Source organism: Thermincola ferriacetica (assembly GCF_001263415.1).
Taxonomy (GTDB): domain Bacteria; phylum Bacillota; class Thermincolia; order Thermincolales; family Thermincolaceae; genus Thermincola; species Thermincola ferriacetica.
Genome location: NZ_LGTE01000001.1, coordinates 217,670 through 240,939, shown reverse-complemented (window position 1 = coordinate 240,939; position 23,270 = coordinate 217,670). Strand labels below are relative to the sequence as shown.

General features: G+C 44.3%; 27 protein-coding genes and 1 riboswitch. All 27 genes read right to left on the bottom strand.

All coding sequences use genetic code 11. The features are described from left to right. Nucleotides 1-17: 17 nt before the first annotated feature. Nucleotides 18-980: a LysM peptidoglycan-binding domain-containing protein gene (locus tag Tfer_RS01165; RefSeq protein WP_052216519.1), complete on the bottom strand. Its 963-nt coding sequence runs from the start codon at nucleotides 978-980 to the stop codon at nucleotides 18-20. 274 nt (nucleotides 981-1,254) lie between these two features. Beyond that, nucleotides 1,255-1,524, bottom strand: a complete 270-nt coding sequence (locus Tfer_RS01160; protein ID WP_052216518.1) for a translation initiation factor 2 — start codon at nucleotides 1,522-1,524, stop codon at nucleotides 1,255-1,257. Between the two features lie 95 nt (nucleotides 1,525-1,619). After that, a complete protein-coding gene (locus Tfer_RS01155; RefSeq protein ID WP_052216517.1) occupies nucleotides 1,620-2,786 on the bottom strand; it encodes an LL-diaminopimelate aminotransferase in 1,167 nt (388 codons plus the stop codon). A 21-nt stretch (nucleotides 2,787-2,807) separates the two neighbouring features. Beyond that, complete coding sequence (locus Tfer_RS01150; protein ID WP_242843531.1) at nucleotides 2,808-3,794, bottom strand: dipeptidase; 987 nt, start codon at nucleotides 3,792-3,794, stop codon at nucleotides 2,808-2,810. A 127-nt stretch (nucleotides 3,795-3,921) separates the two neighbouring features. Continuing rightward, a complete protein-coding gene (gene spoVS, locus Tfer_RS01145; protein ID WP_041587715.1) occupies nucleotides 3,922-4,182 on the bottom strand; it encodes a stage V sporulation protein SpoVS in 261 nt (86 codons plus the stop codon). 145 nt (nucleotides 4,183-4,327) lie between these two features. Next, entirely contained in the window at nucleotides 4,328-5,107 is a 780-nt protein-coding gene (locus Tfer_RS01140; protein ID WP_052216515.1) for a TIGR00282 family metallophosphoesterase, read from the bottom strand. Nucleotides 5,108-5,151: 44 nt separating this feature from the next. Beyond that, nucleotides 5,152-5,673 (bottom strand): hypothetical protein, encoded by a 522-nt coding sequence (locus Tfer_RS01135; RefSeq protein ID WP_013120160.1) that lies wholly within the window; start codon nucleotides 5,671-5,673, stop codon nucleotides 5,152-5,154. 221 nt (nucleotides 5,674-5,894) lie between these two features. Then, nucleotides 5,895-7,418 carry a ribonuclease Y gene (rny, locus tag Tfer_RS01130; protein WP_427916549.1) on the bottom strand — a complete coding sequence of 508 codons (1,524 nt, stop codon included), beginning with the start codon at nucleotides 7,416-7,418 and terminating at the stop codon, nucleotides 5,895-5,897. A gap of 370 nt (nucleotides 7,419-7,788) precedes the next feature. Beyond that, the gene (locus Tfer_RS01125; protein WP_052216514.1) at nucleotides 7,789-8,262 is read right to left on the bottom strand and encodes a regulatory protein RecX; all 474 of its coding nucleotides are present in this window, start codon (nucleotides 8,260-8,262) and stop codon (nucleotides 7,789-7,791) included. Next, nucleotides 8,255-9,286: a recombinase RecA gene (gene recA / locus Tfer_RS01120; RefSeq protein WP_052216513.1), complete on the bottom strand. Its 1,032-nt coding sequence runs from the start codon at nucleotides 9,284-9,286 to the stop codon at nucleotides 8,255-8,257. The genes Tfer_RS01125 and recA overlap by 8 nt, the downstream gene beginning before the upstream one ends. Nucleotides 9,287-9,433: 147 nt before the next feature. Further along, on the bottom strand, nucleotides 9,434-9,724 hold the full coding sequence (locus Tfer_RS01115; RefSeq protein WP_052216512.1) for a hypothetical protein: 291 nt from the start codon (nucleotides 9,722-9,724) through the stop codon (nucleotides 9,434-9,436). Between the two features lie 23 nt (nucleotides 9,725-9,747). Beyond that, on the bottom strand, nucleotides 9,748-10,005 hold the full coding sequence (locus tag Tfer_RS01110; protein ID WP_052216511.1) for a hypothetical protein: 258 nt from the start codon (nucleotides 10,003-10,005) through the stop codon (nucleotides 9,748-9,750). A 158-nt stretch (nucleotides 10,006-10,163) separates the two neighbouring features. Next, nucleotides 10,164-11,084 carry a magnesium transporter CorA family protein gene (locus tag Tfer_RS01105; RefSeq protein WP_052216510.1) on the bottom strand — a complete coding sequence of 307 codons (921 nt, stop codon included), beginning with the start codon at nucleotides 11,082-11,084 and terminating at the stop codon, nucleotides 10,164-10,166. A 286-nt stretch (nucleotides 11,085-11,370) separates the two neighbouring features. After that, a complete protein-coding gene (locus Tfer_RS01100; protein ID WP_052216509.1) occupies nucleotides 11,371-11,559 on the bottom strand; it encodes a hypothetical protein in 189 nt (62 codons plus the stop codon). Between the two features lie 211 nt (nucleotides 11,560-11,770). Beyond that, nucleotides 11,771-13,123 (bottom strand): FAD-dependent oxidoreductase, encoded by a 1,353-nt coding sequence (locus Tfer_RS01095; RefSeq protein WP_052216508.1) that lies wholly within the window; start codon nucleotides 13,121-13,123, stop codon nucleotides 11,771-11,773. A gap of 30 nt (nucleotides 13,124-13,153) precedes the next feature. Continuing rightward, entirely contained in the window at nucleotides 13,154-13,369 is a 216-nt protein-coding gene (locus Tfer_RS01090) for a hypothetical protein (RefSeq protein WP_052216507.1), read from the bottom strand. A gap of 289 nt (nucleotides 13,370-13,658) precedes the next feature. After that, nucleotides 13,659-14,267, bottom strand: coding sequence for an NAD(P)H-dependent oxidoreductase (locus Tfer_RS01085; RefSeq protein ID WP_052216506.1), 609 nt, complete (start codon nucleotides 14,265-14,267; stop codon nucleotides 13,659-13,661). A gap of 113 nt (nucleotides 14,268-14,380) precedes the next feature. Beyond that, complete coding sequence (locus tag Tfer_RS16430; RefSeq protein ID WP_013120148.1) at nucleotides 14,381-14,557, bottom strand: hypothetical protein; 177 nt, start codon at nucleotides 14,555-14,557, stop codon at nucleotides 14,381-14,383. Between the two features lie 160 nt (nucleotides 14,558-14,717). Further along, nucleotides 14,718-15,488, bottom strand: coding sequence for a precorrin-6A reductase (cobK, locus tag Tfer_RS01080; protein ID WP_083436695.1), 771 nt, complete (start codon nucleotides 15,486-15,488; stop codon nucleotides 14,718-14,720). Beyond that, complete coding sequence (locus Tfer_RS01075; protein WP_052216505.1) at nucleotides 15,418-16,350, bottom strand: energy-coupling factor ABC transporter ATP-binding protein; 933 nt, start codon at nucleotides 16,348-16,350, stop codon at nucleotides 15,418-15,420. Before Tfer_RS01075 ends, cobK begins: the two co-directional genes overlap by 71 nt. Continuing rightward, the gene (cbiQ, locus tag Tfer_RS01070; protein WP_052216504.1) at nucleotides 16,347-17,129 is read right to left on the bottom strand and encodes a cobalt ECF transporter T component CbiQ; all 783 of its coding nucleotides are present in this window, start codon (nucleotides 17,127-17,129) and stop codon (nucleotides 16,347-16,349) included. Before cbiQ ends, Tfer_RS01075 begins: the two co-directional genes overlap by 4 nt. After that, complete coding sequence (locus Tfer_RS01065) at nucleotides 17,123-17,410, bottom strand: energy-coupling factor ABC transporter substrate-binding protein (RefSeq protein WP_052216503.1); 288 nt, start codon at nucleotides 17,408-17,410, stop codon at nucleotides 17,123-17,125. The genes cbiQ and Tfer_RS01065 overlap by 7 nt, the downstream gene beginning before the upstream one ends. 1 nt (nucleotide 17,411) lies before the next feature. After that, nucleotides 17,412-18,158 carry an energy-coupling factor ABC transporter permease gene (locus tag Tfer_RS01060; RefSeq protein ID WP_052216502.1) on the bottom strand — a complete coding sequence of 249 codons (747 nt, stop codon included), beginning with the start codon at nucleotides 18,156-18,158 and terminating at the stop codon, nucleotides 17,412-17,414. 382 nt (nucleotides 18,159-18,540) lie between these two features. Next, nucleotides 18,541-18,726, bottom strand: a riboswitch (cobalamin riboswitch). Between the two features lie 92 nt (nucleotides 18,727-18,818). Next, nucleotides 18,819-19,904, bottom strand: coding sequence for an adenosylcobinamide amidohydrolase (locus tag Tfer_RS01055; protein ID WP_052216501.1), 1,086 nt, complete (start codon nucleotides 19,902-19,904; stop codon nucleotides 18,819-18,821). Then, nucleotides 19,904-20,653, bottom strand: a complete 750-nt coding sequence (locus tag Tfer_RS01050; RefSeq protein WP_052216500.1) for an ECF transporter S component — start codon at nucleotides 20,651-20,653, stop codon at nucleotides 19,904-19,906. The genes Tfer_RS01055 and Tfer_RS01050 overlap by 1 nt, the downstream gene beginning before the upstream one ends. After that, a complete protein-coding gene (locus tag Tfer_RS01045) occupies nucleotides 20,646-22,373 on the bottom strand; it encodes an ABC transporter ATP-binding protein (protein WP_242843530.1) in 1,728 nt (575 codons plus the stop codon). Before Tfer_RS01045 ends, Tfer_RS01050 begins: the two co-directional genes overlap by 8 nt. Further along, nucleotides 22,337-23,266, bottom strand: coding sequence for an energy-coupling factor transporter transmembrane component T family protein (locus tag Tfer_RS01040; protein ID WP_052216498.1), 930 nt, complete (start codon nucleotides 23,264-23,266; stop codon nucleotides 22,337-22,339). The genes Tfer_RS01045 and Tfer_RS01040 overlap by 37 nt, the downstream gene beginning before the upstream one ends. Nucleotides 23,267-23,270 lie beyond the last annotated feature (4 nt).

Below are 23,270 nucleotides of genomic sequence, written 5' to 3'. Positions count from 1 at the left end.
ATATACGGGAAAAATGTCTACTCTCCGGCCGCCTTACGGACCATCGCCTGGTGATCCTGGTCTACTGTAGGACGGCCTGATTTTGTATAAGAAGAGCCATGTGTCTTGCTGTCTTTAAAATGAATACAAATATGTCCGGGAAAATTATTATCGGGAATAGAATCTTCTGCATGGGGCATACCATTAATAGAACCGGCTATGTATTTTCCGTTAACCAAAACTACCACTGCTCTCCTTGTCCAACTCCACCGACCACCGTATAATCGCTTCAGAACAGCCGTATCTTCTGCAGTCAAAGGCTCTGAATCAGCATGGTATGTTCCCTGCAATCTCCTTACCTTGAAAGTAAGCCCGGTATCAACATCAATTACTGTTGCTTTGGCTCCTCGGGGGAAAAGGTTGTTCACCTCGCTCCAGGGAATTAGCTCGCCTGTTCTGATGCTGCTTACTTTCATCTCCGCAGCTCTAATGTTATTTATGCTGCTGCGTGAAGGAGGAGTTTTATAACTTACCTGTTTTTTGCTGTAAGAATTTTCTACAGAAGCTCTTTTTAAAGCCGCTAGATTTTTATACTTCCCGGATACTGGGATAATAAGCTCCTGACCAATCGACAGCTTGTCCGATGTAATCTTGTTGGCCAGCATAATTTCATCTATAGAAACGCCATATTTAATGGCCAGGTCATATAACGTATCCCCGCTTTGAACCTGGTATTTAAAATCTTCAGCCGGTTTGGCTTCCCGCCCTCTACTGGTAGGCCCATTAACTGTGGGGTGACCACTTTTGACGGCAATTAATTTCTGTCGGTCGGAATTATCACCTATTTTTTGGCCTACATCCTCCTTTAAGGCAACATTCTTTCTAGGTGGATCAACTTGCTTCACTGCTTTATCGCCGGATGTAAAAGCAAATACCGTAATACCCGCAGCTAAAACAAAAGTTGCCATGCCCTGGGCCATTTTCCGGTAACTAATAAACATTTTCTTCCTCCTTCCGGAACTCGCACTTTCTATTACAAAAAACTAAGCATTGCCACAATTTCCTGATATGGCAAACACATCCATGTTATATCAATTCGGGCAATTTTTTATTTTTCCTCTTTTTGAAGTAAATTCCTACCAAAATAACAGGCAATTATGTGTCTGCTTGTACACACTGAAGGCCTACCGTGTCAAAAAAATGTAATTAAAATCTAATTTTCTGATTATTCACAATTAGCACGCAAATGTGAATAAAATTGTGGATAACTTGTCACTATAGCACGTTATTCAGATTCTTTTTATACAATTTTGTCTCTAATTCAATAATCTGTCTGTTTTTATGCCATAATTTCCTAGCATATTTGGCATTTACTGCCTGTAATTTTTTATTCAATCTTTCCAGTTGGGTCACCGCTTCCATCCTTTCCCGTTCAACTCTTTCAACCAGGTTCATTAGCACACGGCGGCTGAAACGCAGTTGTTCGATTTTTTCTTCCAGTTCTTTTATCCTTCTCTCCAAAGCCATATCTCTAATTTCGCTCACTCTGTCACCACCCTTTATTTGCCTATTATATGCCGCGGGTGGTAGATTTAGACTTAACTCATAAAAAAACAGCAGGTTTACCAACCTGCTGTTTTTTAAAATTTAAAGTTTTCACCGATTAGTTGCACCGCTTTAGCGATAATCTCCTCCTCTTGAACCAGGGCGATGCGTACATACCCTTCTCCCTGACCGCCGAAGGCTATTCCTGGAACCACAACGACACCCGTTTTCTCCAACAATTGGCGGGCAAATTGAACGGAAGATGTATAGTCTGCCGGCAGTGGCGCCCAGACAAACATAGTGGCCAGAGGCTTGTCTACATACCAGCCTATTTTTGCCAAGCCTTCGATAAGCAAATCCCGTCTCCGGCGGTAGTTCTCAACATTTTGCCGAACAATGTCCTGGGGACCCGTCAGTGCTGCTATCCCCGCTTCCTGCACAGGCAAAAAAACCCCGTAATCTATATTGGATTTTATACAAGCCAAAGTATCTATGGCTTCGGCGTTTCCTACCACGAATCCCAAACGGCAACCGGCCATGTTATAAGTTTTTGAAACCGAATGAAATTCTACGCCTATATCCTTCGCTCCCGGTATTTCCAGGAAACTCATCGGCTTGTATCCGTCAAAAGCCAGTTCTGAATAAGCAACATCATGGCAAACCAGGATGTCATACTTCTTGGCAAATTCCACCACACTACGGAAAAAGTCATAATTTGCTACCGCTGCCACCGGGTTATTGGGATAGTTCAAAATCATCATTTTTGCTTGCCGGGCTATCTCTTCAGGTATAGCTTGAAGGTCAGGAAGAAAAGCGTTTTCCTTTAATAAAGGCATGGGGTAAATTTTTCCCCCGGCTAATCTTACACCGGCAGCATATACAGGGTATCCCGGATCAGGAACCAGGGCAATATCGCCTTCATCCAGGTACCCCAAAGGCAGGTGACCCAACCCATCCTGGGACCCCATTAAGACCAGGGTTTCCTTTTCCGGGTCAATGCTTACGCCAAATCTTTTTTTGTACCAATGGGTTATTGTTTCCCGCAAAAGAAAAAGGCCCCGGGAAGTGGGATAACCGTAATTATTCAGATTTTGTACTCCCTTTAGTAAGGCCTCCTGTACGTGTTTGGCCGGAGGTTGGTCCGGGCTGCCAATTCCCAGGTTAATAATTTCCTTTCCGGTTTTAGCTACCTTGGCTTTTAATAAGTCAATTTCAGCAAAAATAGCAGATGTCAGGTTTTCTAACCGCCTGGCCCTTTCCATCCGTAATTTTCCTCCACTCTTTTAAAGAATTTTTGCAAGATAATCCAGTAAATTTTGTCCCATAATATTTTTTACTTCTTCCAAAGTATAGCCGCGCTTGAACAGAGCAATTACCAGGTTGGGCATTTTAGTGACATCTTCCAGTCCGGCCGGGGTCTCTTCAATACCGTCGTAATCAGATCCGATGGCAATGCATTTCGTCCCCACCAGGCCGGCGACATGGTCTACATGGGCAAGAAATGAATCCAGGTCTCTTTCTTTGCCGATAAAATCCGGGGCCAAAGTTAAGCCAATCACCCCACCGGCATCGGCAAGGGCTTTTATTTGCTCGTCGGAAAGATTCCTTGGGTGATCATGTACCTTTCTACAGTTGGCATGTGAAACCATAACGGGTTTCTCTGATACCTGCAAGGTATCCCAGAATCCTTTTTCGGCAATATGCGCCAGGTCAACAATCATACCCAATGTATTCATTTCCCGCACAACCCGCCGACCAAAGTTTGTCAACCCGCCGCCGGAAGTGCTCTCCCAAACACCATCGGCGATATCGTTTCGTTGATTCCATGTCAGCCCAATACCCCGCACACCTAAACGGTATAAAACATGCAAAACATGTAAGTCACCGGCTAATGCTTCGCCGCCTTCAATTGTTAACAATGCAACTTTTTGCTGTTTTTTCTGAATAGCCCTTTTTATCTGGCGGTACGAAGTGCCTAAAACTATTTCCTTATCATTAGCCAGTACCTCTTTATAAAAAACGTCAATTAACTGGAGAGTCCTTTTTAAGGCGCGTTCCGGTTTATATTCGCTGCCGATAAAAGCAGCAAAAAACTGCAGGGCAACCCGTCCTTCCTCCATACGAGGGAAGTCCAAATGCCCTGTAGAGCTTTTTTCCATAAATCTTCTTTTGTTCTGTGCTAAGTCCAGCAGTGTATCGCAATGAGCATCAGCGATAAACCCGCTCATAAAGAAATCCCGAACCTTGGCTTCCAATGTGGCCCCCATCATACAACACCCCTGTCTATTATATAAATTCCATTCTATTATATGATGGAAAAACCTGTTTATTCAGGCAGAATAAACAGGTTTATCTGGGCCATATGAAGTTATCATCAGTCATAGTTAGCCGTCCACATTACCTGGGTTCCACAATCAGTTTAATAGCGGTACGCTCCTCACCGTCAATAATAATGTCTGTAAATGCCGGTATACATATTAAGTCTACTCCACTGGGCGCCACAAAACCTCTTGCGATAGCTACTGCTTTCACGGCTTGGTTTAAAGCTCCCGCACCAATAGCCTGGATCTCCGCACCTCCTCTTTCCCGCAGAACTCCGGCCAGTGCTCCTGCAACTGAATTTGGGTTAGATTTTGCTGAAACTTTCAACACTTCCATCATTGCAACCTCCTTAATTGTGGAATCTATTTCCGATATTTCTATAAAGCATATATTCGCTAACTACAAAAAAATTCCTCTTTTTTCAAGAATTATTTTTAACCTTTTATTTTAATATTCCAACAATTAAGAAAGTAACTTGCCTTTAACCCTCGATATTAAATATTCTCTCGATATTTCTGGCTTTTCCGGATAATTCATCAAATTCTATAATTACTGCGTTAAACTGGTAAGGCCCGTCGGCAACTTCAAACCTGACCGGCATTTGAGTTAAAAATTTTTGCAGGACTAAATCGGTCTTCACACCTAATACCGAATTTTTAGGTCCCGTCATACCTATATCGGTAATATAGGCCGTTCCATCCGGAAGGATGGTTTCATCAGCTGTTTGTACATGGGTATGGGTCCCGCAAACGGCTGTAACTCTGCCGTTTAAATACCAAGCCAGGGCGATTTTTTCTGAGGTGGCTTCTGCGTGAAAATCAACAAATATATTTGGTGTAATATCCTGTGCTTCCTCGAGAATCTCTGCTACTGTCCTAAAAGGGCAGCGTAAGTTGGGCATAAATACCAAGCCTGAAATATTAATTATAATTATTTTGGTATTTTGTATCTCGCAGACCGTATATCCTAAACCCGGCGTTCCCTCCGGGTAATTTGCCGGCCGTACAATCCTTTTCTCTTTATCAATAAAAGTGAAAACATCTTTCTTATCCCAAACATGGTTACCCATGGTTAAAATATCTATCCCGGCGTTAAACAATTCGTTCGCTACGTCCTGGGTAATTCCGGTGCCGCCGGCAGCGTTTTCTCCGTTGGCCACTACTACGTCAACTTGCAATTCTTTTTTGAGACCCGGCAACGTCTCCTTTACCGCCTTTCTTCCCGGTCGGCCAACAATATCTCCGATCATCAATAATCGCAATCTAAATCCTCCTAGCTACTTACCGAAAGCTCCCCAATTCTTCTCTACTTGTTAAAAACAAGGACCCGCCCGTCTTCACGGAAAGCAATCAGGTTCTTTTCCTGGGTAGATGTCTTTAAATTTTCCAGCATATGTTCAATTAGTTCTTCCTGCATCAATAGGTCTTCTTCCATAATGTAATCGTTAGTTTCCGTAATAAGATCTTGGCTGAAATAATCATGTACCAGTTCTACAATTAATGATAATTCTTCCTTTGTTAAGGTGTTGACATCGCGACAGATTTCCAGCAGCGTAAAGTTATCGCAAAATTGGAAATGTACTTCTGTTTTGGTTGCTTTTTTACCCTCCAACAGGTTATAAGTTTCTATTCCTTCAAGAATAAGTTTGTTGAAATTATTTATTTCCTTCTCATCCAGTTTTGTTGAAAAAATAAATGTAAACTTTAAAACCTGAGTTCTGGGGTCGTAATTAATAGTACCCACCTCGGGATATCTCACTAAAATTGAAATCAGAAGCCCAATACTGTCAGTAACCTCATTATCTTTCTGCTTATACTTCCAAGTCATAGATTTCACCCCACAAAAGTTATTGTATCATAAATTCTTTCTTCATACCAGAAAACCCTGCAAATAAAAAAGAAATCATTAAGTTTTCCTGTTCTAATTTATAGCAACAAGATTTCTTGGAGAATTTGGGTAAATACTTTTATGGGATACAATATTCTTCTAGATAAATAAATATTTAATATTAATTAGAAACGACCTCTTTAAAAGAGGTCGTTGGTTTCCTATTTAGCATATTCGATAGCCCTGGTCTCTCTTATCACCATAACCTTAATCTGGCCGGGATAATCGAGTTCCTCCTCAATTCTTTTCACAATATCTCTAACAAGCCGTACGGCGGCCAAATCATCGACCTTCTCGGGTTTCACCATAACCCTTATTTCACGTCCGGCTTGAATAGCATATGACTTTTCAACACCTTCAAATTCGTTGGCTATACTTTCAAGCTTTTCAAGACGTTTAATATATGATTCCAATGTTTCTCTGCGTGCTCCCGGTCGGGCAGCAGAAATGGCATCAGCAGCCTGAACCAAAACAGCTTCGATAGTCTGCGGTTCTTCGTCACCATGGTGAGCGGCAACAGCATGTACTACCTCGGAAGACTCCTTATATTTCCTGACCAGGTCGGCACCGATGGTAACATGCGGCCCCTCAACTTCATGGTCGACTGCCTTACCAATGTCATGCAGCAAGCCGGCTCTCTTGGCCAAGGCAACATCAGCGCCCAATTCAGCGGCCATCAACCCGGCCAGATGAGAAACTTCGAGGGAATGTTTCAAAACATTTTGGCCATAACTTGTTCTGAACTTCAGCCTGCCCAACAATTTAACCAATTCGGGATGCAACCCATGTACACCGGTTTCAAAAGTTGCCTGTTCACCGGTTTCCCTGATCTGGGCATCGACTTCTTTTTGGGCCTTTTCTACCATTTCCTCTATCCTTGCCGGGTGAATACGCCCGTCAAGGATGAGTTTCTCAAGGGCAATGCGCGCTACCTCACGTCTTACCGGATCAAACCCGGACAGGATAACAGCTTCAGGCGTATCATCAATTATCAGGTCAATACCCGTTAATGTTTCCAGGGTCCTGATATTCCGGCCTTCACGACCGATAATCCGGCCCTTCATTTCATCATTGGGCAAAGATACAACCGTAACTGTCACTTCCGCCACATGGTCGGCAGCACATCTCTGGATTGCTTGGGCAATAATATCCCTTGCTCTTTTCTCGCCCTCTTCTTTGGCCTGGGTCTCGACCTCCTTAATCATCATAGCAGCTTCGTGCTTGATTTCCTCTTCAATATTGGCCAACAACAGTTCTCTTGCTTCTTCTGAAGTCAATCCGGAAAGACGCTCCAATTCGGCTACCTGCTTATTATGCAGTTCCTCAAGCTGCGCCCTGATGGCATCTATCTGGCTTTCCTTACGGTTTAAAGACTCCTCTTTTCTTTCAATAGATTCCGTCTTTTTATCGAGGTATTCCTCTTTCTGCATTAACCTTCTTTCCAGGCGCTGCAGCTCGTTTCTGCGCTCTTTGTTTTCCTTTTCAACTTCATTCCGAAACTTGAGAACTTCTTCCTTGGCCTCCAGAATGGCTTCTCTTTTCTTAGCCTCAGCGTTTTTCTCGGCCTCAGCAATTATTTTTCTGGCAGCTTCTTCAGCAGAAGCAATTTTTGCTTCGGCCAGCGCCTTCCTAAGAAAATACCCTGCTCCAAAGAAAACAACCGCAGCTACCATGACGATTACTATAACTAATTCCGTGTTAATGTCAATTCACCTCCCATTCAAATTTTGGCTTCATCTTTCGATTAACTTTTGTTTGCATCCGGAGATTACGTTTTAAGGCCTGTTTAAAACGCAATCTCCCAGATAATAAGAAGAACCGAGTGAAACTCGGTTCGAATAAGACCTCCTACCACTTATGTTACGGGTACAGACATCAAATTACACATATTCTTCTGGTAAAGTATATTTGTAATTTAATCATGTCCTTTTATACCTGTTGCATATTACCAACATATATAGAAAACCCGTAAAATGGTAGTAAAATCTAATTCTAGTTTCTCCCATCATTTATTTTATAGTTTTTTGGATTATCTGTCAAGATGATGGGATACCTTTATTCACAAGGGTTCTCGGCCTCTTCCCACCCGTATTCGGCCAACAAATGATTGACAATTTCCTTTGGAAATCCTCTCCTTCTGAGGAAAGCATAAACTTTTCTTTTGTTAAGCCTGCCGGTTTTTCTCTTTTTTTCAACCAGGCGCCTGGCCATTTCGAATTCTTCCTCATCGGAAATCAGCCTGTTTACCTGCTCATCAATCAAAGCCCTGTCAATTCCTTTAAGGGCCAGTTCATGCTTAATCCGCCACCTCCCATAGGACCTTACCTTACATCGGTCACGAATCCAAAGTTCGGCAAATTCCTCATCATTAACAAGGTTGTAATTTTCCAGCATTTGCACTATCTGCCTGATAATTTCTGTGGGGTAGTTTTTACCGGCCAGTTTATCCTCGATCTCTTTTTTTGTCCTGGGGCGGAAAGTCAACAGCTTAAAAGCATATTCCTTGGCCCGGCTGTAAATATCATCCATTTATTTCCGAGCCCTCATCTGTAACTTCAGGGTTTTTGTGTAAACCAAGACTTTCCCTGATCTTTTCCTCAATTTCGTTGGCAATTTCCGGATGCTCTTTCAAGTATTCCTTAACATTTTCCCTGCCCTGCCCCAGTCTCTCGTCCTTGTACGAATACCAAGCGCCGCTCTTATTTAAAATATTTAAATCTGTTGCCATGTCAATAATACTGCCTTCCCTGGAAATACCCTCGCCATAGGTGATATCAAAATCTGCCTGCTTAAAAGGCGGCGCAACCTTATTCTTTACTACTTTAACCCTGGTCCGGCTGCCAATTACATCTGCGCCCTGCTTTAAAGATTCAATTTTCCTTACTTCCATCCTAACACTGGCGTAAAATTTCAAGGCTCGCCCACCTGGCGTGGTCTCCGGGTTGCCAAACATTACGCCTACTTTTTCTCTGATTTGGTTGATAAATATTGCCGTTGTGCGAGACTTGCTAATGGCGCCTGTCAATTTTCTTAAGGCCTGGGACATCAACCGGGCCTGCAGGCCGACATGGGCATCGCCCATTTCACCTTCTATCTCTGCTCGCGGTACCAGCGCCGCAACAGAGTCAACAACAATAACATCTATGGCGCCGCTTCTGACCAGGGCTTCAGCAATCTCCAAAGCCTGCTCGCCGGTATCAGGCTGGGATACCAGTAAATTGTCTATGTCTACCCCTAATTTTCTTGCATAGTAGGGGTCCAGAGCGTGTTCCGCGTCAATAAAGGCAGCCGTTCCGCCAAGTTTTTGCGCTTCAGCAATAATATGTAAGGCAACTGTCGTCTTACCTGAAGATTCCGGCCCATATATTTCTACAACCCGGCCCCGGGGGACCCCTCCCACCCCTAATGCAACATCCAGGGCAAGAGCCCCGGTGGGGATAACCTCAATGTTCATTTTGGCTGATGCTTCGCCAAGCTTCATAATGGAACCCTTACCAAACTGCTTTTCAATTTGGCTCAACGCCATATCCAAGGCCTTTAATTTATCAGACATGTTAATCCTCCTTATCAAACATTTGTTCGATTTTACTGTAATAATTATACATTTAGCGCTATACGGTTGTCAAACATATTTTTCAATTAAAGGCCTGCTTTTTCCTGCTTTTATCTTTTTATATTTACAATCATTACAGAACCTCATTCAGAGTAAGTTCGATTTCCGATGGCTATTTTTGTTCAGTAATTCATCAATAAATTTTACGGCTTCCTCAACGGCCGTTTTTACGGTCTCCGGCAACTGCTCCGCATGATTTTGCAAAATATATGCAAAAGCCTGTCCGTGATTCTGCAAGGCCTCCGTAGAAGTAGCCCAGCATGCTTCAATAACATCCTCCAGCATACCTGCCGCTTTCGTCAGTCCCTGATTCATCAGTAGCTCATATAAATACAGGGCTAATTTATAAACATCCTGGTTGGTTGAGATTATCCTCATCAGGCAATGTTCCTTTCCGTATTCTAAGGCATTCCTCTTTTTTCTACGATCAGTTTTTCGATTCTGTTCATCAGGACCTTTTTAGAACGTTCAGCAAGGTGGGAAACCTTAAGTTTTTCTTTTTTTTGCCACAAATCCTCTTCGCCGGTGGTTTTCATAAAAACATTTTTGTCAATTAGTTGGGCATCTACACATTCTCCATAACACTCGATACAGAAATCGTTTTCTCCCGGCGCTTCTTTGTCGTCATATTCGGCCAAACACTTTGGACATATTTTCACCGTTTCCACTTCCTTCAAGAGAATTCCTGATAAGGAAATGTTTTCGATAATAATTTCCTTTTTCCTCTAAATATTTTTGTTCATTTTCCCGGTCGGTGATTGCAGCCCCACAACAGAGGTAAAGCCGGGAATTCCCGGCTTTACCAATGTTATATGCTTTATTTGAGCCAACCGCGGCGTTTGAACCAGGTGTAGATTCCTGCCGTAATCAGAACCATCACCAGCCAGGTTGACGGATAACCGTAAGTAGTTTTTAGTTCCGGCATATATTTGAAATTCATCCCGTAAATTCCCACAATAAAGGTTAAGGGTAAAAAGAAGACTGAGAAAATGGTTAATACCCTTATTACTTCATTGGTCCTGTGCGACGCTAAGGAAATATGCGTATTTAATATATCGTTGCTGGCTTCGCGCAGGGCATCGGTCAGCATCAGGTACCGCTCCAACCGTTCCCTGATATCCTGGTAAACCGGCGCAAATTCATCGGTATAGTCATCAATTTTCAGTATTACATCATATAACTGTCTCAATACTCTGCGAATTGCCGATACCTTGCTCCTGAATTCATGGATTTCTTTTATATTCACCGGTGTATCATCATTGGTAAATATTTTTCCTTCATATCCTTCGATAGCTTCTTCCAACTTTTCAAAAGCTAAAGAATAAGAATAGACCGCCCCTTTAACCAGGCCCAACAGGATGATCAGGTTAGATTCAGATTTCTCATCTCGCGCACACCGGTTTTTCCACTCATCTTTCAGTTCATTGACAAAATCCAACTCTGACCTGTGTACGGTAATAATAAAGTTGTTACCCAAAAATATGGCCAACTTCCTGGTTATTTTATGGATACTGTCTGTCTGCAGCCTACTTCTGGTATCGTAAGCCCGCAGGATGATGAAAACGGTGTTTTGTACTTTTTCAAACTTGGGCTGGTGAATCGGGTCCAGACAGTCCTCCAGGGAAGTAGTGTGCAAGCCAAATCTGCCGGCCACATCCTGCAATTCTTCCTCCGTCGGTTCCACAAGGTCCAGCCATAAAAAGTTATTTTTTTTCGATTCCAAAACTGTTTCAACCATATTATCACCGGCGCTTATTATATTTAAAGCTCTTTTTTATGCAGCTTTTCATCGTTTCTATTTTAGTACTTTTTCAGTAAATCCAAAAATATGTAAGGTTTAGCTTCTTTATTTACCACGTATGCATAAGCGCCGCTGGAGTTCTCTTGATCTTAATTATCAGTCTAAAGGGCCCAAGGTATCCCTGACGCCTTCATCATTCCCTGCAACGGGAATTGGAACAGACAGACCTTAATCGGAAGGAAACCTTGCGCCCCTTTTTAAACCTTAATTATTTCACCAAACTTTAGCAGCATGAAGAATTGTTGCCCTGACCGGCAAAAACGCGGAAGCCGCCGCCAAATATGCTCCTTCGGTAATCGATATAAAAACTGGATGCAAATCTCATAATATCTTTGCCAATAACATACTTAATACCATTGTTCTCAACAATTTTGTCTCCTTCATTAGCTGACTTGTCCAAAGCCAAACCCAACTGGGGTCCGCCTCAGCCAAATCCGTTGAAGATTATCCGTACGAATGGAGCATTGGCTTTTTCCACTTCTTTTTTTATTTCCTTGTATGCATTTTCAGAAACCTTTACCATAACTATTTACACCCCCCATACCCCCACTGGGTATTTCTAACGGTTATTGTATCATATCTTTCTACAGCTTACAAGTACTTTTTAACTTATAGACTAAAGTTCATACTCGTTTTAACTTTTTTTGTAAATCTGCAAGACCGACCAGTATAGCATCATAGACTGGACTAAAGGGCGGCGCATAAGCCAAATCCATGTCCTGTACTGCATCCACCGTAGCGCCCAGGTGCATACATGCAGCAAATACATCTATCCGTTTTCCGGCCCCCGCTCCTCCTACAATCTGGGCTCCCCATAGCTTTCCATCCTGTTTGCCGGCTATTAATTTGATATATATTTTTTCACTACCCGGGTAATATCCGGCCTTTGTTCTGGCCAGGATAACTGTCTCAACGTATTCTATGCCGTGCTGCTGCAGCTCTCTGGCGCTTAACCCTGTGCGCGCTATTTCCATGTTCATTACTTTTGCTATGCCTGTACCCAATACCCCGGCAAATTCTGCATTTCCACCGGCTGCATTTTCGCCGGCCACACGCCCCTGCTTATTTGCTGTAGTACCCAGGGGAATATAAACATCTTCACCCGTAAGGCGATGTCTTACTGTGGCGCAATCGCCGGCAGCATAAATGTCCGGAATACTGGTCTCCATCCTGGTGTTCACTTTTATGGCATTCCTGATACCCAGTTCAATCCCGGCATCCTCAGCCAGTTTGGAATTAGGCACAGTTCCAACAGCTAACAGTACCATCTCGGAAACTATTTCCCTTTTATCGGTTACTACCTTTTCTACCGCTTCCCGACCTTCTATCCTCATCAGCTTCTCAGCAGTAAATACCTCTACCCCGTTTTTCTCCAGATATTCCTTCAGAATAGCTGCCATATCTTCATCCATATTAGGGACTATTTGAGGAGCTAATTCAACGATTGCTACCTTACAGCCGAGCTTCAGCAGCATCTCCGCCATTTCCAATCCAATATAGCCGCCACCGACTATTACCGCATTTTTCGGTTTTTCGCGGGAAATATAGTTTTTTAATTCCATGGCATGACCCATATTTCTAAGAACAAATACATTTCTCAAATTTACTCCCTCTACCGGTGGAATAAACGGCGACGCTCCCGTTGCAATGACAAGCTTATCATAATCCACCTCTTCAACAGTCCCCAGTTTCTTAACGGAAACCTTTTTGTCGGCAGGGTTAATCTTTAAAACCTCGTGGCCTACACGAACATCTATATTCTGGGCCCTGAACTGTTCTATGGACCTGGCCACCAGTTTCGCTTCATTTTCAATCTCTCCGGCCAAAAAATAAGGAAATCCACAAGCTCCGTAAGATATGTAAATCTCGTTTGTAAAAACTGTAATCCGGGCATCAGGTTTTACCCGGGCTGCTTTGGCGGCAGCGCTCATTCCTGCCGCAACTCCCCCAATTACCACAATCCGGTCATTGCTCATTTCTTTATCCCCCTTTATTTTTCACCTTGCTTATAACCACGGAATTTTATCCGTTTCCTCCCCCGTCAGTATAGGCTCAATTTGGGAATAAAGCGGTTCTGGAACATCTTTGAGTTTCATATCGTCAATTTTCAATATTTCAGTAGTTTCGCATTTAATTCGTTGAGCCAATTCCCTTGCCGTTAACCCCTGGTTCTTGCGCAGTTCCTTAACGGTTTTCCGGCGACAGGAAGTAAACCAAAACATCCAATCCCCCCAACATCTATATGAAAAATTCTTATTATTTCCATAATACCATATCGGACTAAAGTTTCAACCGTTATTTAATATTACAGTGGCTGGCTAGTTCATTAATTTGTTTCCTTACGAAAAATAGTTTTTGGAAAAATCTTTGTTAAAAAAACATACACATTTTTTCTCTGTGAATCCTCTGTGTACTCCGCGGTCGCTGTGGTAAATTGAAAACAAAAATATAGCGGCCAGGGTCAGTGGTTACCACCATCCACCGGCCATTAGCCGCTAATCACTTATTTTCTTAAACCTTGTCGGCCATCTTCATAGCAATATGGTCTGCTACCATTTTAGATACTTCCTGCAGCATCTGTTTCCTCTTGTCATCACTGACAGCCGGAACCGCGTACAGGTTTTTGTAATCTACTTTTTCAAAACCGCAGAATTTTAAGGTTCCGTTAACCATGCAGGTATTTATCGCATCCAGGATACCGTTTTTCCTCATGTTTTCTTCATCGGCGCCGGAAGTAGTTATAACCATTGCCGATTTTCCTTTCAACAGTCCTTCAACCATCCCCTGTTCTGTTTGCCTGTAAGCAAACCCGTGGGACAGTACCCTGTCTATCCATCCTTTTAGAATAGCAGGCTGTTCAAACCACCAGATGGGATAAATAAATACCAGAGTATCTGCCTGCCGCACTGCTTCCTGTTCCCCGGCTATATCCGCGGGAACCTGGCCCTGGTAAACCTTTTGCAGGTCTTCTGTAGATAGCAGCGGATTCCAGTTCATCCGGTAGAGATCTTTGATTTCATAGGACACCTTCTGCTGCTCCAGGGCTTTTTTTACCGTTTCCAGAACAGCGGCGTTATAGCTGTTGGGATTGGGATGGGCAAACACAATCAACGCCTTCATATACTTCCTCCTTCACATTAATATCTGGTTTTAGGATATATATTTGTGCTGTTTTATATACAGGAAGTAAAAAATAATTTAGCGCCGCTAAGCGGCGCTAAATTATTTCACACCTATTTGAAACCCTTGGCAATATCATCAGGAGATACCTGCTCCTGCTTACCCCGCTGTTTGTATTCGGTATATACTTTGGCAAAATCTTTATTATGGGAAGAAGTCAAATATGTAAATACCATCAAGGCGCCTATTATAAGAACCAGGATAACAGCCAACTTTCCCTGATCCGACATAAGGTTTCCCCCTTTCACCGGGAATTAATTGACTATATTTTTGCACTATCCCGTTCCTTTTAGAAAATTATAGCATTTGTCCGGACATACTACAAGCTCCCAACCAGGAAAAAAATTTAACCCGTTTTGGCCAAGAGGTAACCTGGCCAACCCGGGTTTTCTAAAGCAATTTAAGTTTTTGCATCAACTTATAAAGGCTGTCATAGTCGGTTACTTCAAATTTTTCTTTCTGCCGCTCACGCTTAATTACCACTACCGGCAGCCCCAGGGACAAAGCAGCTGAAACCTTGGTATCTGTCCCGCCTGCCTTGCCGCTGTCTTTTGTTATGATAACCGAAGCGTTATACATCTTGAACTGCTGCCTGTTCATCTCTTTTGAAAAGGGCCCCTGCATGGCGACAATATCCTTGGGTGTCAGGCCAAGGTTTTGACATTTCTGGATAACTTTCCAGTCGGGCAGTACCCTTACTACCACCCTTTTCCCTTTAATATGTTCATTTTCAAGAAAACCTTCCAGGTTATTGCTCCCTGTTGTAAGAAATATGGTATCACCAAACTGAGCAGCCTTACTGGCTGCTTCTTCCCATGAGTAAACAGGATTTATTAAAGGATGATCGGGTAAATCCGTTTCTTCCCGCACAAGCCTGATATAAGGTAGATCCTGCTGCTGGCAGACTTCCTTAGCCATTTTAGACAAATTACCGGGAAACGGGTGGGTGGCATCTATAATTACCGAAATTTTTTTGTCGGCACAAAACCGGTAAAAATTATTTATCAAAATAGCGGGTTCCACAGCCTTGACTCCAGGGATACCGGAAGCAGTTTTTGTTCCGTGGGCGGTAGCTGTCACAGCATAAATCTCATTTCCTTGTACGGCCAACTGGGATATAATTTGCGTCCCTTCCTTCGTCCCTGAAAGTACTAAGATCATATTGGTTTTCTGTCCCTCCCAGGTATTTAGTGCAGTTGATCATTTTGATGAGTTCCTTTTTATTGCGGGGATATGGCGTTTTATTGGTTAAGAAACCCTTTTCTATCAAAAGACCGGTTATATCCAGTATCCAGGGGCGTTCAAGTCCGGCTTTCCTGATTAAAATATCGTCAGCAAATATGTCTTCTGGATTCCCTTCACCGATGATTTTCCCTTCGTGTATGACGAAAATATAATCAGCCCATGCATAAGCCAAATCCACATCGTGGGTAGAAATGATCACAGTTGTTCCTTTTTCGTTTATATCCCTGAACAAGCACTCTATCTGTTTGGCGTGTTTAGGGTCAAGCCAGACGGTCGGCTCGTCGGCAATTATCACTTTAGGGTCCATAGCCAGCACATCGGCTATGGATACCCGCTTTTTTTGCCCGTAACTCAGGAAATGAGTAGGTTTATCTTTAAGTTCACTGATACCCGTATCCTCCATGGCCTGCAGGACCTTTTCCCTGGCAGTTTCCCTGGACAGCCCCATGTTTAAAGGCCCGAAAGATATTTCCTGGTATACACTGGCGGAAAATAATTGTGTGTCAGGGTCCTGAAAAACAACCCCCACATCTTTACGCAACTGCAACAGCGATTTTTTGTCGTACTTGACTTCAACTCCGTTAAAACGCAGCTTCCCTTTTTGGGGTTTTAAAATACCGTTAAAATGAAGAAACAAAGTTGATTTTCCGGCGCCGTTGGACCCCAACAAAGCAATTTTGGCCCCTCTCCTGATACGAAGAGAGGCTCCTTTTAATGCCCGCGTACCGTCAGGATAGGTGAATTCCAGTTCTTCTGCCTCGATAATATATTCGTTCATAACACACTGCCCCCAAACATTAAGGCTGTAAAAAGCAATCCAAGTTCAATCAATACTATCATACCGATGTTCCGTTTGGAATAGTTAAATTCCGGCTCCAAAACCTGCAAGTCGCCGGTATAGCCCCTGGCCGTCAATGCTGTAAAAAGCATAGATGACCTTTGAAAAGACTTGGCAAACAAAGATGATATAAGCTGGCTGGTGGATCGGTAAGAAGTGGCCAAGGTAGCATATCCGCACCTGGATGATTGACTGGTATGTATCTTTTGGGCCGTTTCCATCAGCACAAAAATGAACCGGTATACCAATCCCATAAGTTCAATGAATAAGGCCGGAACCCTGAGTCTCTTCAGCACCGAAATCATTTCTACCATTGGGGTGGTAAGAGATAAAAAATACAGACAGGATACGGCAGCCAACGCTTTTCCAAAAATATTTAACCCCAAAACCAGGTCAGTGTGGCGTATCCCCAAGGATAAGGGTCCGAGATTCCAACGGTAAATCCAGTCGTAACCGGTACCACCTACACTTATTATCACCGTCAACACACCTATAAACAGAAAACCGGCGGGTAACAGCATTAATCTTAGATAAACCTGCCAAGGTATTCGCGCCAACGCCAATACCCCGAAGCCCATTAAAACCACGACTGCTGCGTAGAGGTGAATGGAAGTAAAGGCCAGGCAAAGCCCCATGGTGACGATACTGAAGATAAATTTTTCTACAGGATGCACGTATCTTAAACGGTTAGAATAAGCCAACTGATCAATATTTAACATTTTACCTTCTCCGTCCCGGCTTTTTTACCCCGCACATAACCTATATAATATCCTATAAATCCGGCGCCAAACGCAGCCTGCAAAGCAAAGAGCAAGCTTTCAATTTCTCCGCTGGGTGGTTCCCATACCGAGGAAAACCAGGGTTTGTAATCGGGTTGAATTTCAGTAATAACCTTCTCCGCTTTTCCGTCAGCGCCGCCAAATTCCGCATCCTTATTTATAACAAAAGGTATAATAACTAACGCAACTACCAACAATAACAGTAGAACATTCCTCTTCATTTTATACCTCCTCTCCTATTACCGACAACTCTTTCAGTTCCTGCTGATTATATGATTTCAAAAAGTTAAACACAATCACCGTTAAAATTCCTTCACTAACAGCCAGCGGTAACTGAGTTACAGCAAAGACGCTCAAAAACTTTACAACGGAAGTTGCTACACCACCCTGGGCAGCAGGAAAAGCGGCTGCTAACTGCACTGAAGTAACCACATATGTAATCAGGTCACCGGCAAAAGCCGCAAGAAAAACGGACAGCCAGGTGGGCAGGCCTATTTTTTTACCCAATTTAAATATCCAGTAGGCCACGAAGGGACCTGCCACTGCCATGGAAAAAGTATTTGCCCCAAGGGTCGTAATTCCGCCGTGAGCCAGCAATATAGCCTGGAACAGCAAAACAATCACGCCGATCACGGTCATTGCCGTAGGCCCAAAAAGTATCGCTCCCAGGCCCACTCCAGTTGGATGGGAACTGCTCCCGGTAACGGAAGGCATTTTCAAGGCAGAAAGTATAAAGGCAAATGCGCCAGCCACACCTAATAATAATTTCAAGGATGGGTTATCTTCAACCTTCTTTTTTATCGTCCGAAGCCCCCTAACCAGGAAAGGTATCGTCAGAACTGACCAGAATATGGACCATTTAGCCGGTAAAAAACCTTCCATGATATGCATGGCATAAGCATATTCCGGCACACTGAACAGAATTAAGGCAAATAAACCCGTTAATATGAGTGTCGTGTAACGATTCACAGAAATCACTCCTCATTTTCAGATTATGCTTTATAAGTTTTAACCAATTCAAAATGTTTTTTCAGTTTCAAAGAAAAACCCTGGTCGTCAGCCAGGGAGAAAAGCGTTTTAAACAAAGCCTAATCTAACCACCTCCCGGAAATGACGCGGTGAACTAGAATAGGCCGCTTTTACAAGTCCGGGTCATCATGAAATTAAGTATATTTTAATTCCATTCCCCGTCCATGTAAAAAGTTATTATCATTTAAGTTTTATCCCTCGGGATAAAACACCTATTTGAATTATTAAATTGTTACATCAAAAAACTCCTGCCACTACAGGACAGGAGTTAAAAAGCAAGCTCAGCTCGCACTCTCAACCTCCCCATCCATCGTGGGTACTACCGGTGAGTTCAGAATAAGCAGGTTTCCTGGCTCGAGATCATCACCGTTTCTGCGCCTTCCCAGGCTACCGCCCAGTGGCATAATGCAGAACGATTTCCTCCTACAGTGGCGGGACCGCGCCGGATTCTAACCGGCTTCCCTATTATGTCCTTCTAATAAGGACCACTTATTCCACAATATTCTGTTTGAGGTTATTATAACATAAAATTGTCCGCATTGTCCAGAACTTTTCGTATTCCGAACGTGTTACCTGTCATCATGCTGATTCAATCAGTTCTTAACAATTAAACTCAGCACTGCTATCCAACAGTTTTATCGTCAATTCGATAAACAACCGGCTCAAATAGTCAGGGGGATCATGTACCCTATTACAGGTCGAGACTTTCCCGGCGAACGATTGAATAAGCTTTTCTCCAATTTCCATTACCAACCCGGCAGACAACAATCCCCATGTATACTCGTCCAGCAGATGTATCAAAGCCGCAGCCAAAGTTACTAACCGTTCTTCCCCAGCCAACCGGTTTAGTCTTTCGATGAACATTTCCCGGCTCAGAATGGCCCCATCCCGCCGAGCTTCCTGCCAGAAATCCTCATCCTTAATCCCGTATCTCGCCCAACGCGCCAGGAAATTCCGCTGGCGTTCCGGCCCGAGGCCGGTCTCCTTATACAAGGCTTCCTTGACAGCATCTTTAACGGCTGACCCGATTAACTCTCCTAATTTTGAGTGTTTTCCGGCATCTGTATACCTGTATAGGCTTGATGGATTAGATACCACAATAATCTGGTCAGTGCCGGAACCGGTGGCAATACCCCGGGAGTAACGGCTGGGCGCCATGAGTTCCTGTAAAGCGGCTGTTTTCGCTTCAGTAGCCGTCACAACAGTTCGCACCAAAGTATAAGGCGACAGGTTGCCATTTATGATAAGTATAATATTTATGGTCCCGCCCAGGACAGTATACTGCCCGTCCGCCTCGTGGTAGGCCGCCGGGTCGCCGGCCCGGCCCCCGTTAACATCCACTCCGGCAGTTACCAGGGCTGTAACCTCTAACTGTTGAAAACCCGCTGCCTTTATGGCTATATTTTCCATTCTGGCAGCAGTCAATAGACCAGCGGTACGTTTGGGGGGTAAATGCAGTTTAGCGGCCAATTGTTCCAAATACTGTTCTGCGCTACCATTGGGCAGATTTTTCACAAGACACTTTTCCGGAGGCAGGCAGTGATTAAACACTGCCTCAAGATCTTCCCGAATACCGCCGTTAATCCTGGACGTACTTATAACCAGGCGCGGGCCGGGGAAAAAAACAATTATCGTATTATCCATCCGGTATACTTTTTCCCCGCTTTTCGTTTCATAAATTAGCATCACATATCACCTTGCGCCTTGTTTTTTTGTTGAGCCGGAGTCTCAGGCAAATAACTCGCCTCCAGCTTTCTGCGGAAACGGGTTAAAATCCTGGTAAAACCGGCCCCAAAAAGCAAATAAAAGACGGCATTCCCCAAGGCATGGAAGGTGTCAAACCAGAAACTGGCGGCATAAGCGGCCAAAAATGACTGCCAGTTCAGCGGGTAAATAAAGGCCGTCCAGAACCACAGATTCATGATCCAACCAAACAAATAACCCCAGGCAATATGAAAGATTACCATGGCCCGGCGGCCTATACGGGGATAGAAACTCTTGAGCACACCCGCGGTAGCTCCGGCCAGACCCCATGCAAACATCTGCCACGGCGTCCACGGCCCCTGGCCCAGAAAAAGGTTAGCCACAATCGCGGCGGTTGAGCCGGTCATAAACCCTGCCCGCGGCCCAAACACAAAACCAGAGATTATAACTATAAACGTAGTCGGCTGAACATTGGGCAGCACCGCAAAAGGCACCCTTCCCACTGCGGCTATGGCGCCGAGTACGGCAATATCCGCTATTTCACGGGATGAAGCAGTACTTTTTTCAAAGTCCCAGTATAAAAACGCCAATGCCGCAGCTACAATTTCAGCGGATAATAAGCCCCAATTCTGCCCGGAGACAGAATTGTCGCCCCGTATACTCAGTATCAATAACACCGCCACTACTGACAGAAATAAAGGGAAGCGCCATCTCAACCCACTTTCACGCATGAGTACCATCCCGCACCATGCCCTGCAATTCCCGCATTTCCTCAATAGCCTCGGCCACTGTGAGGATGCCGTCAACAGTCCCTCTGAACAGCCTGCTCATTTGGGGCGAATAAAAAACCGAGCCTCCCAAAACTTCGCGTTTTGACCCTGTATTGACTACCCGGCCATCGAACATCAAAATCACGCGATCGGCGTATTCCGCCGCAAACTCGATATCATGCGTAACCATAATTATTGTAATCCCTTCTTCCCTGAGTTCCGAGAGCAAATCACCCAATTCATTTTTCAGGCGATAGTCAATGCCGCGGGTAGGCTCATCCAGCAAGAGCAGTAGCGGCCGCGATGCCAATACTGCCGCCAGGGCAACCCGCTGCCGTTCACCGCTGCTCAAATCCCTCGGGTTGGCGGTACGATAGTGAGATAAATTCAGTTTATCTAAAAGATTCTCGATACGCCCAAAATCTGACAGCCCAAAATTCTTGAGAGTAAACAGCAGTTCTTCCTCCACTGTATCCTGAAACAGGTAGTCGTTTGGGTTTTGGGATAGGTAGCCCACATACCGGGCCAACTCCGCTAACGGTGTTTTTCCGGTCTCCCTGCCCATTACCGACACGCTGCCGCGCCCCGGTTTCAGCAATCCTGCCACATGTTTAAGTAAAGTAGATTTTCCGGCTGCATTCTCTCCCAGAATAACTACAAATTCCTTTTGTTCAATGCGGCAGTTGACGTTGCGCAGCGCCTCCCGGCCACCCGGATAGGTAAACCAGACATTTTTCAGTTCAACCATGGTATTTTCTCTGTTTTCTTGTCCCGGTTTGCTTCTAACCTTTAAGTCTCTCTTATTTGGTAAGGGCGCAGACGCTGTCCGGTTGGCCCGGGCCCCCGGCATTGAATAATACGGTTTTAACGCCTTACGTCCCTCTTTAACAGTAAGCGGTATGGTGGAAGCGCCGAGAGAAGCAAAAAATTTTGCCACCGGCGGGATAAAAGGAATGGATTTCTCTACTTCCCACCGGGCCACCTCGTCCGCCGGGCCGCCCTTTAATATTTCCCCGCATTCCATAATTATCAACCGGTCAGCCACGTGAAAACACCTTTCCAGGCGTTGTTCGATTAAAATAATCGTTAACCCCATTTCTTCATTTAACCGTTTAACTAAATTAAGCAGTTCCTCGGCAGCAACCGGATCCAACTGTGAGGTGGGCTCATCCAAGATTAGTACCTTCGGCTGCATAGCCAGGACAGAAGCCAGAGCCAGTCTCTGTTTTTGACCCCCCGACAGATTGCCGGTAAACTCATCTTTCACTGCCGATAAATCAAGAAAACTCATCACTTCGGCTACCCGGCGGAACATTTCATCCTGCGGCAGCGATAGATTTTCCAGACCAAAAGCTATTTCAGCTTCCACACTGGTCATTACCAACTGTTTCTCGGGGTCCTGAAAAACAATACCGACTTCCCTGGCCAAACTACGCCGGTCTATTTCACGCAAGTTCCTACCTTGAAACAAAACCTTGCCCCCGAATTTTCCGCCGTAAAAATCAGGTATTAATCCGGCCAGCGCCCGCGCCAGGGAAGACTTGCCCGAGCCTGAACCGCCAGCTACAAGCAGGAACTCTCCTTCTTCAATAATCAGGTTAATGTTGTTTAGAGCCGGCTTTTCAATGTCAGGGTAATAGTAAATCAGATTTTTGATTTCAAATAGCGGCAATGTTTCCACCCCCAGCTTAACGCAACCGGAACAAGTAAACCTATCAACAAGACGGCCAAAACTAACAAGTTCATACTTCCGTCAATCAGATATCCCAGTTGCGGATAATATTCATATGTGCCATAACCTTTGAAGAAACCGTATAGCCCGGAAGTTAACGCTAAACCACATCCTGACAGGCAAAGCAAATCCCGCGGCCGGAACAATTCCCGCCGGTAGCTGGAACGGGGCCCGCTGCCGAAAGCCCTTGCCTGCATGGCCTCCGCGATTTGTAAAGAACCCTCTAGAGAAGATAAGAGCAAGATATTGAGCAAGGACGCGTATTTTTTTATCTTTTCCTTCAAATTCCCCGAAGCAAAATCTACTCCCCGCATCCGCTGTACTTCACTGATACTATTTACATCTCTGACCATAGCAGGAAACATTCTGGTAGCCAGGGATATAATCAAACCGGACTTATGAGCAAGGCGGGAAAATAATTGTAATGTTTTATCGGGATGCATAATGAGATTATATAGGCAGAAAACGCTTATCACAGCCAACAGCCGCACGCTCATCGCCGCCCCGTAGCAGATGGCTTCCAGCGTTATTACCAAACGCCCCAGAACAGGAATCCTGGGGCCGTACCAAAGGACGGTTTCCCCGGCATGGACCATAAGAGGATTGACAATAATAATCAAGACGATCATACCCAAACTAACTTTTAAATAGGATTCCCATGCTTCTAATCCATCGGCAGCCCAAATGGCCAGCGCAGTAACGAGAAGGAGCCCAGCCAGGTAGAAAGGGTGTGAAAAGACAAAGGCCAGGAGAAATAATACTGCTATATAAGTTAGCGCGGCCACCGAATGCAAACTCTGCAAAAAAAGCCCTTTTTCCCGGTAAAACAACTGGTCAAACACGGAT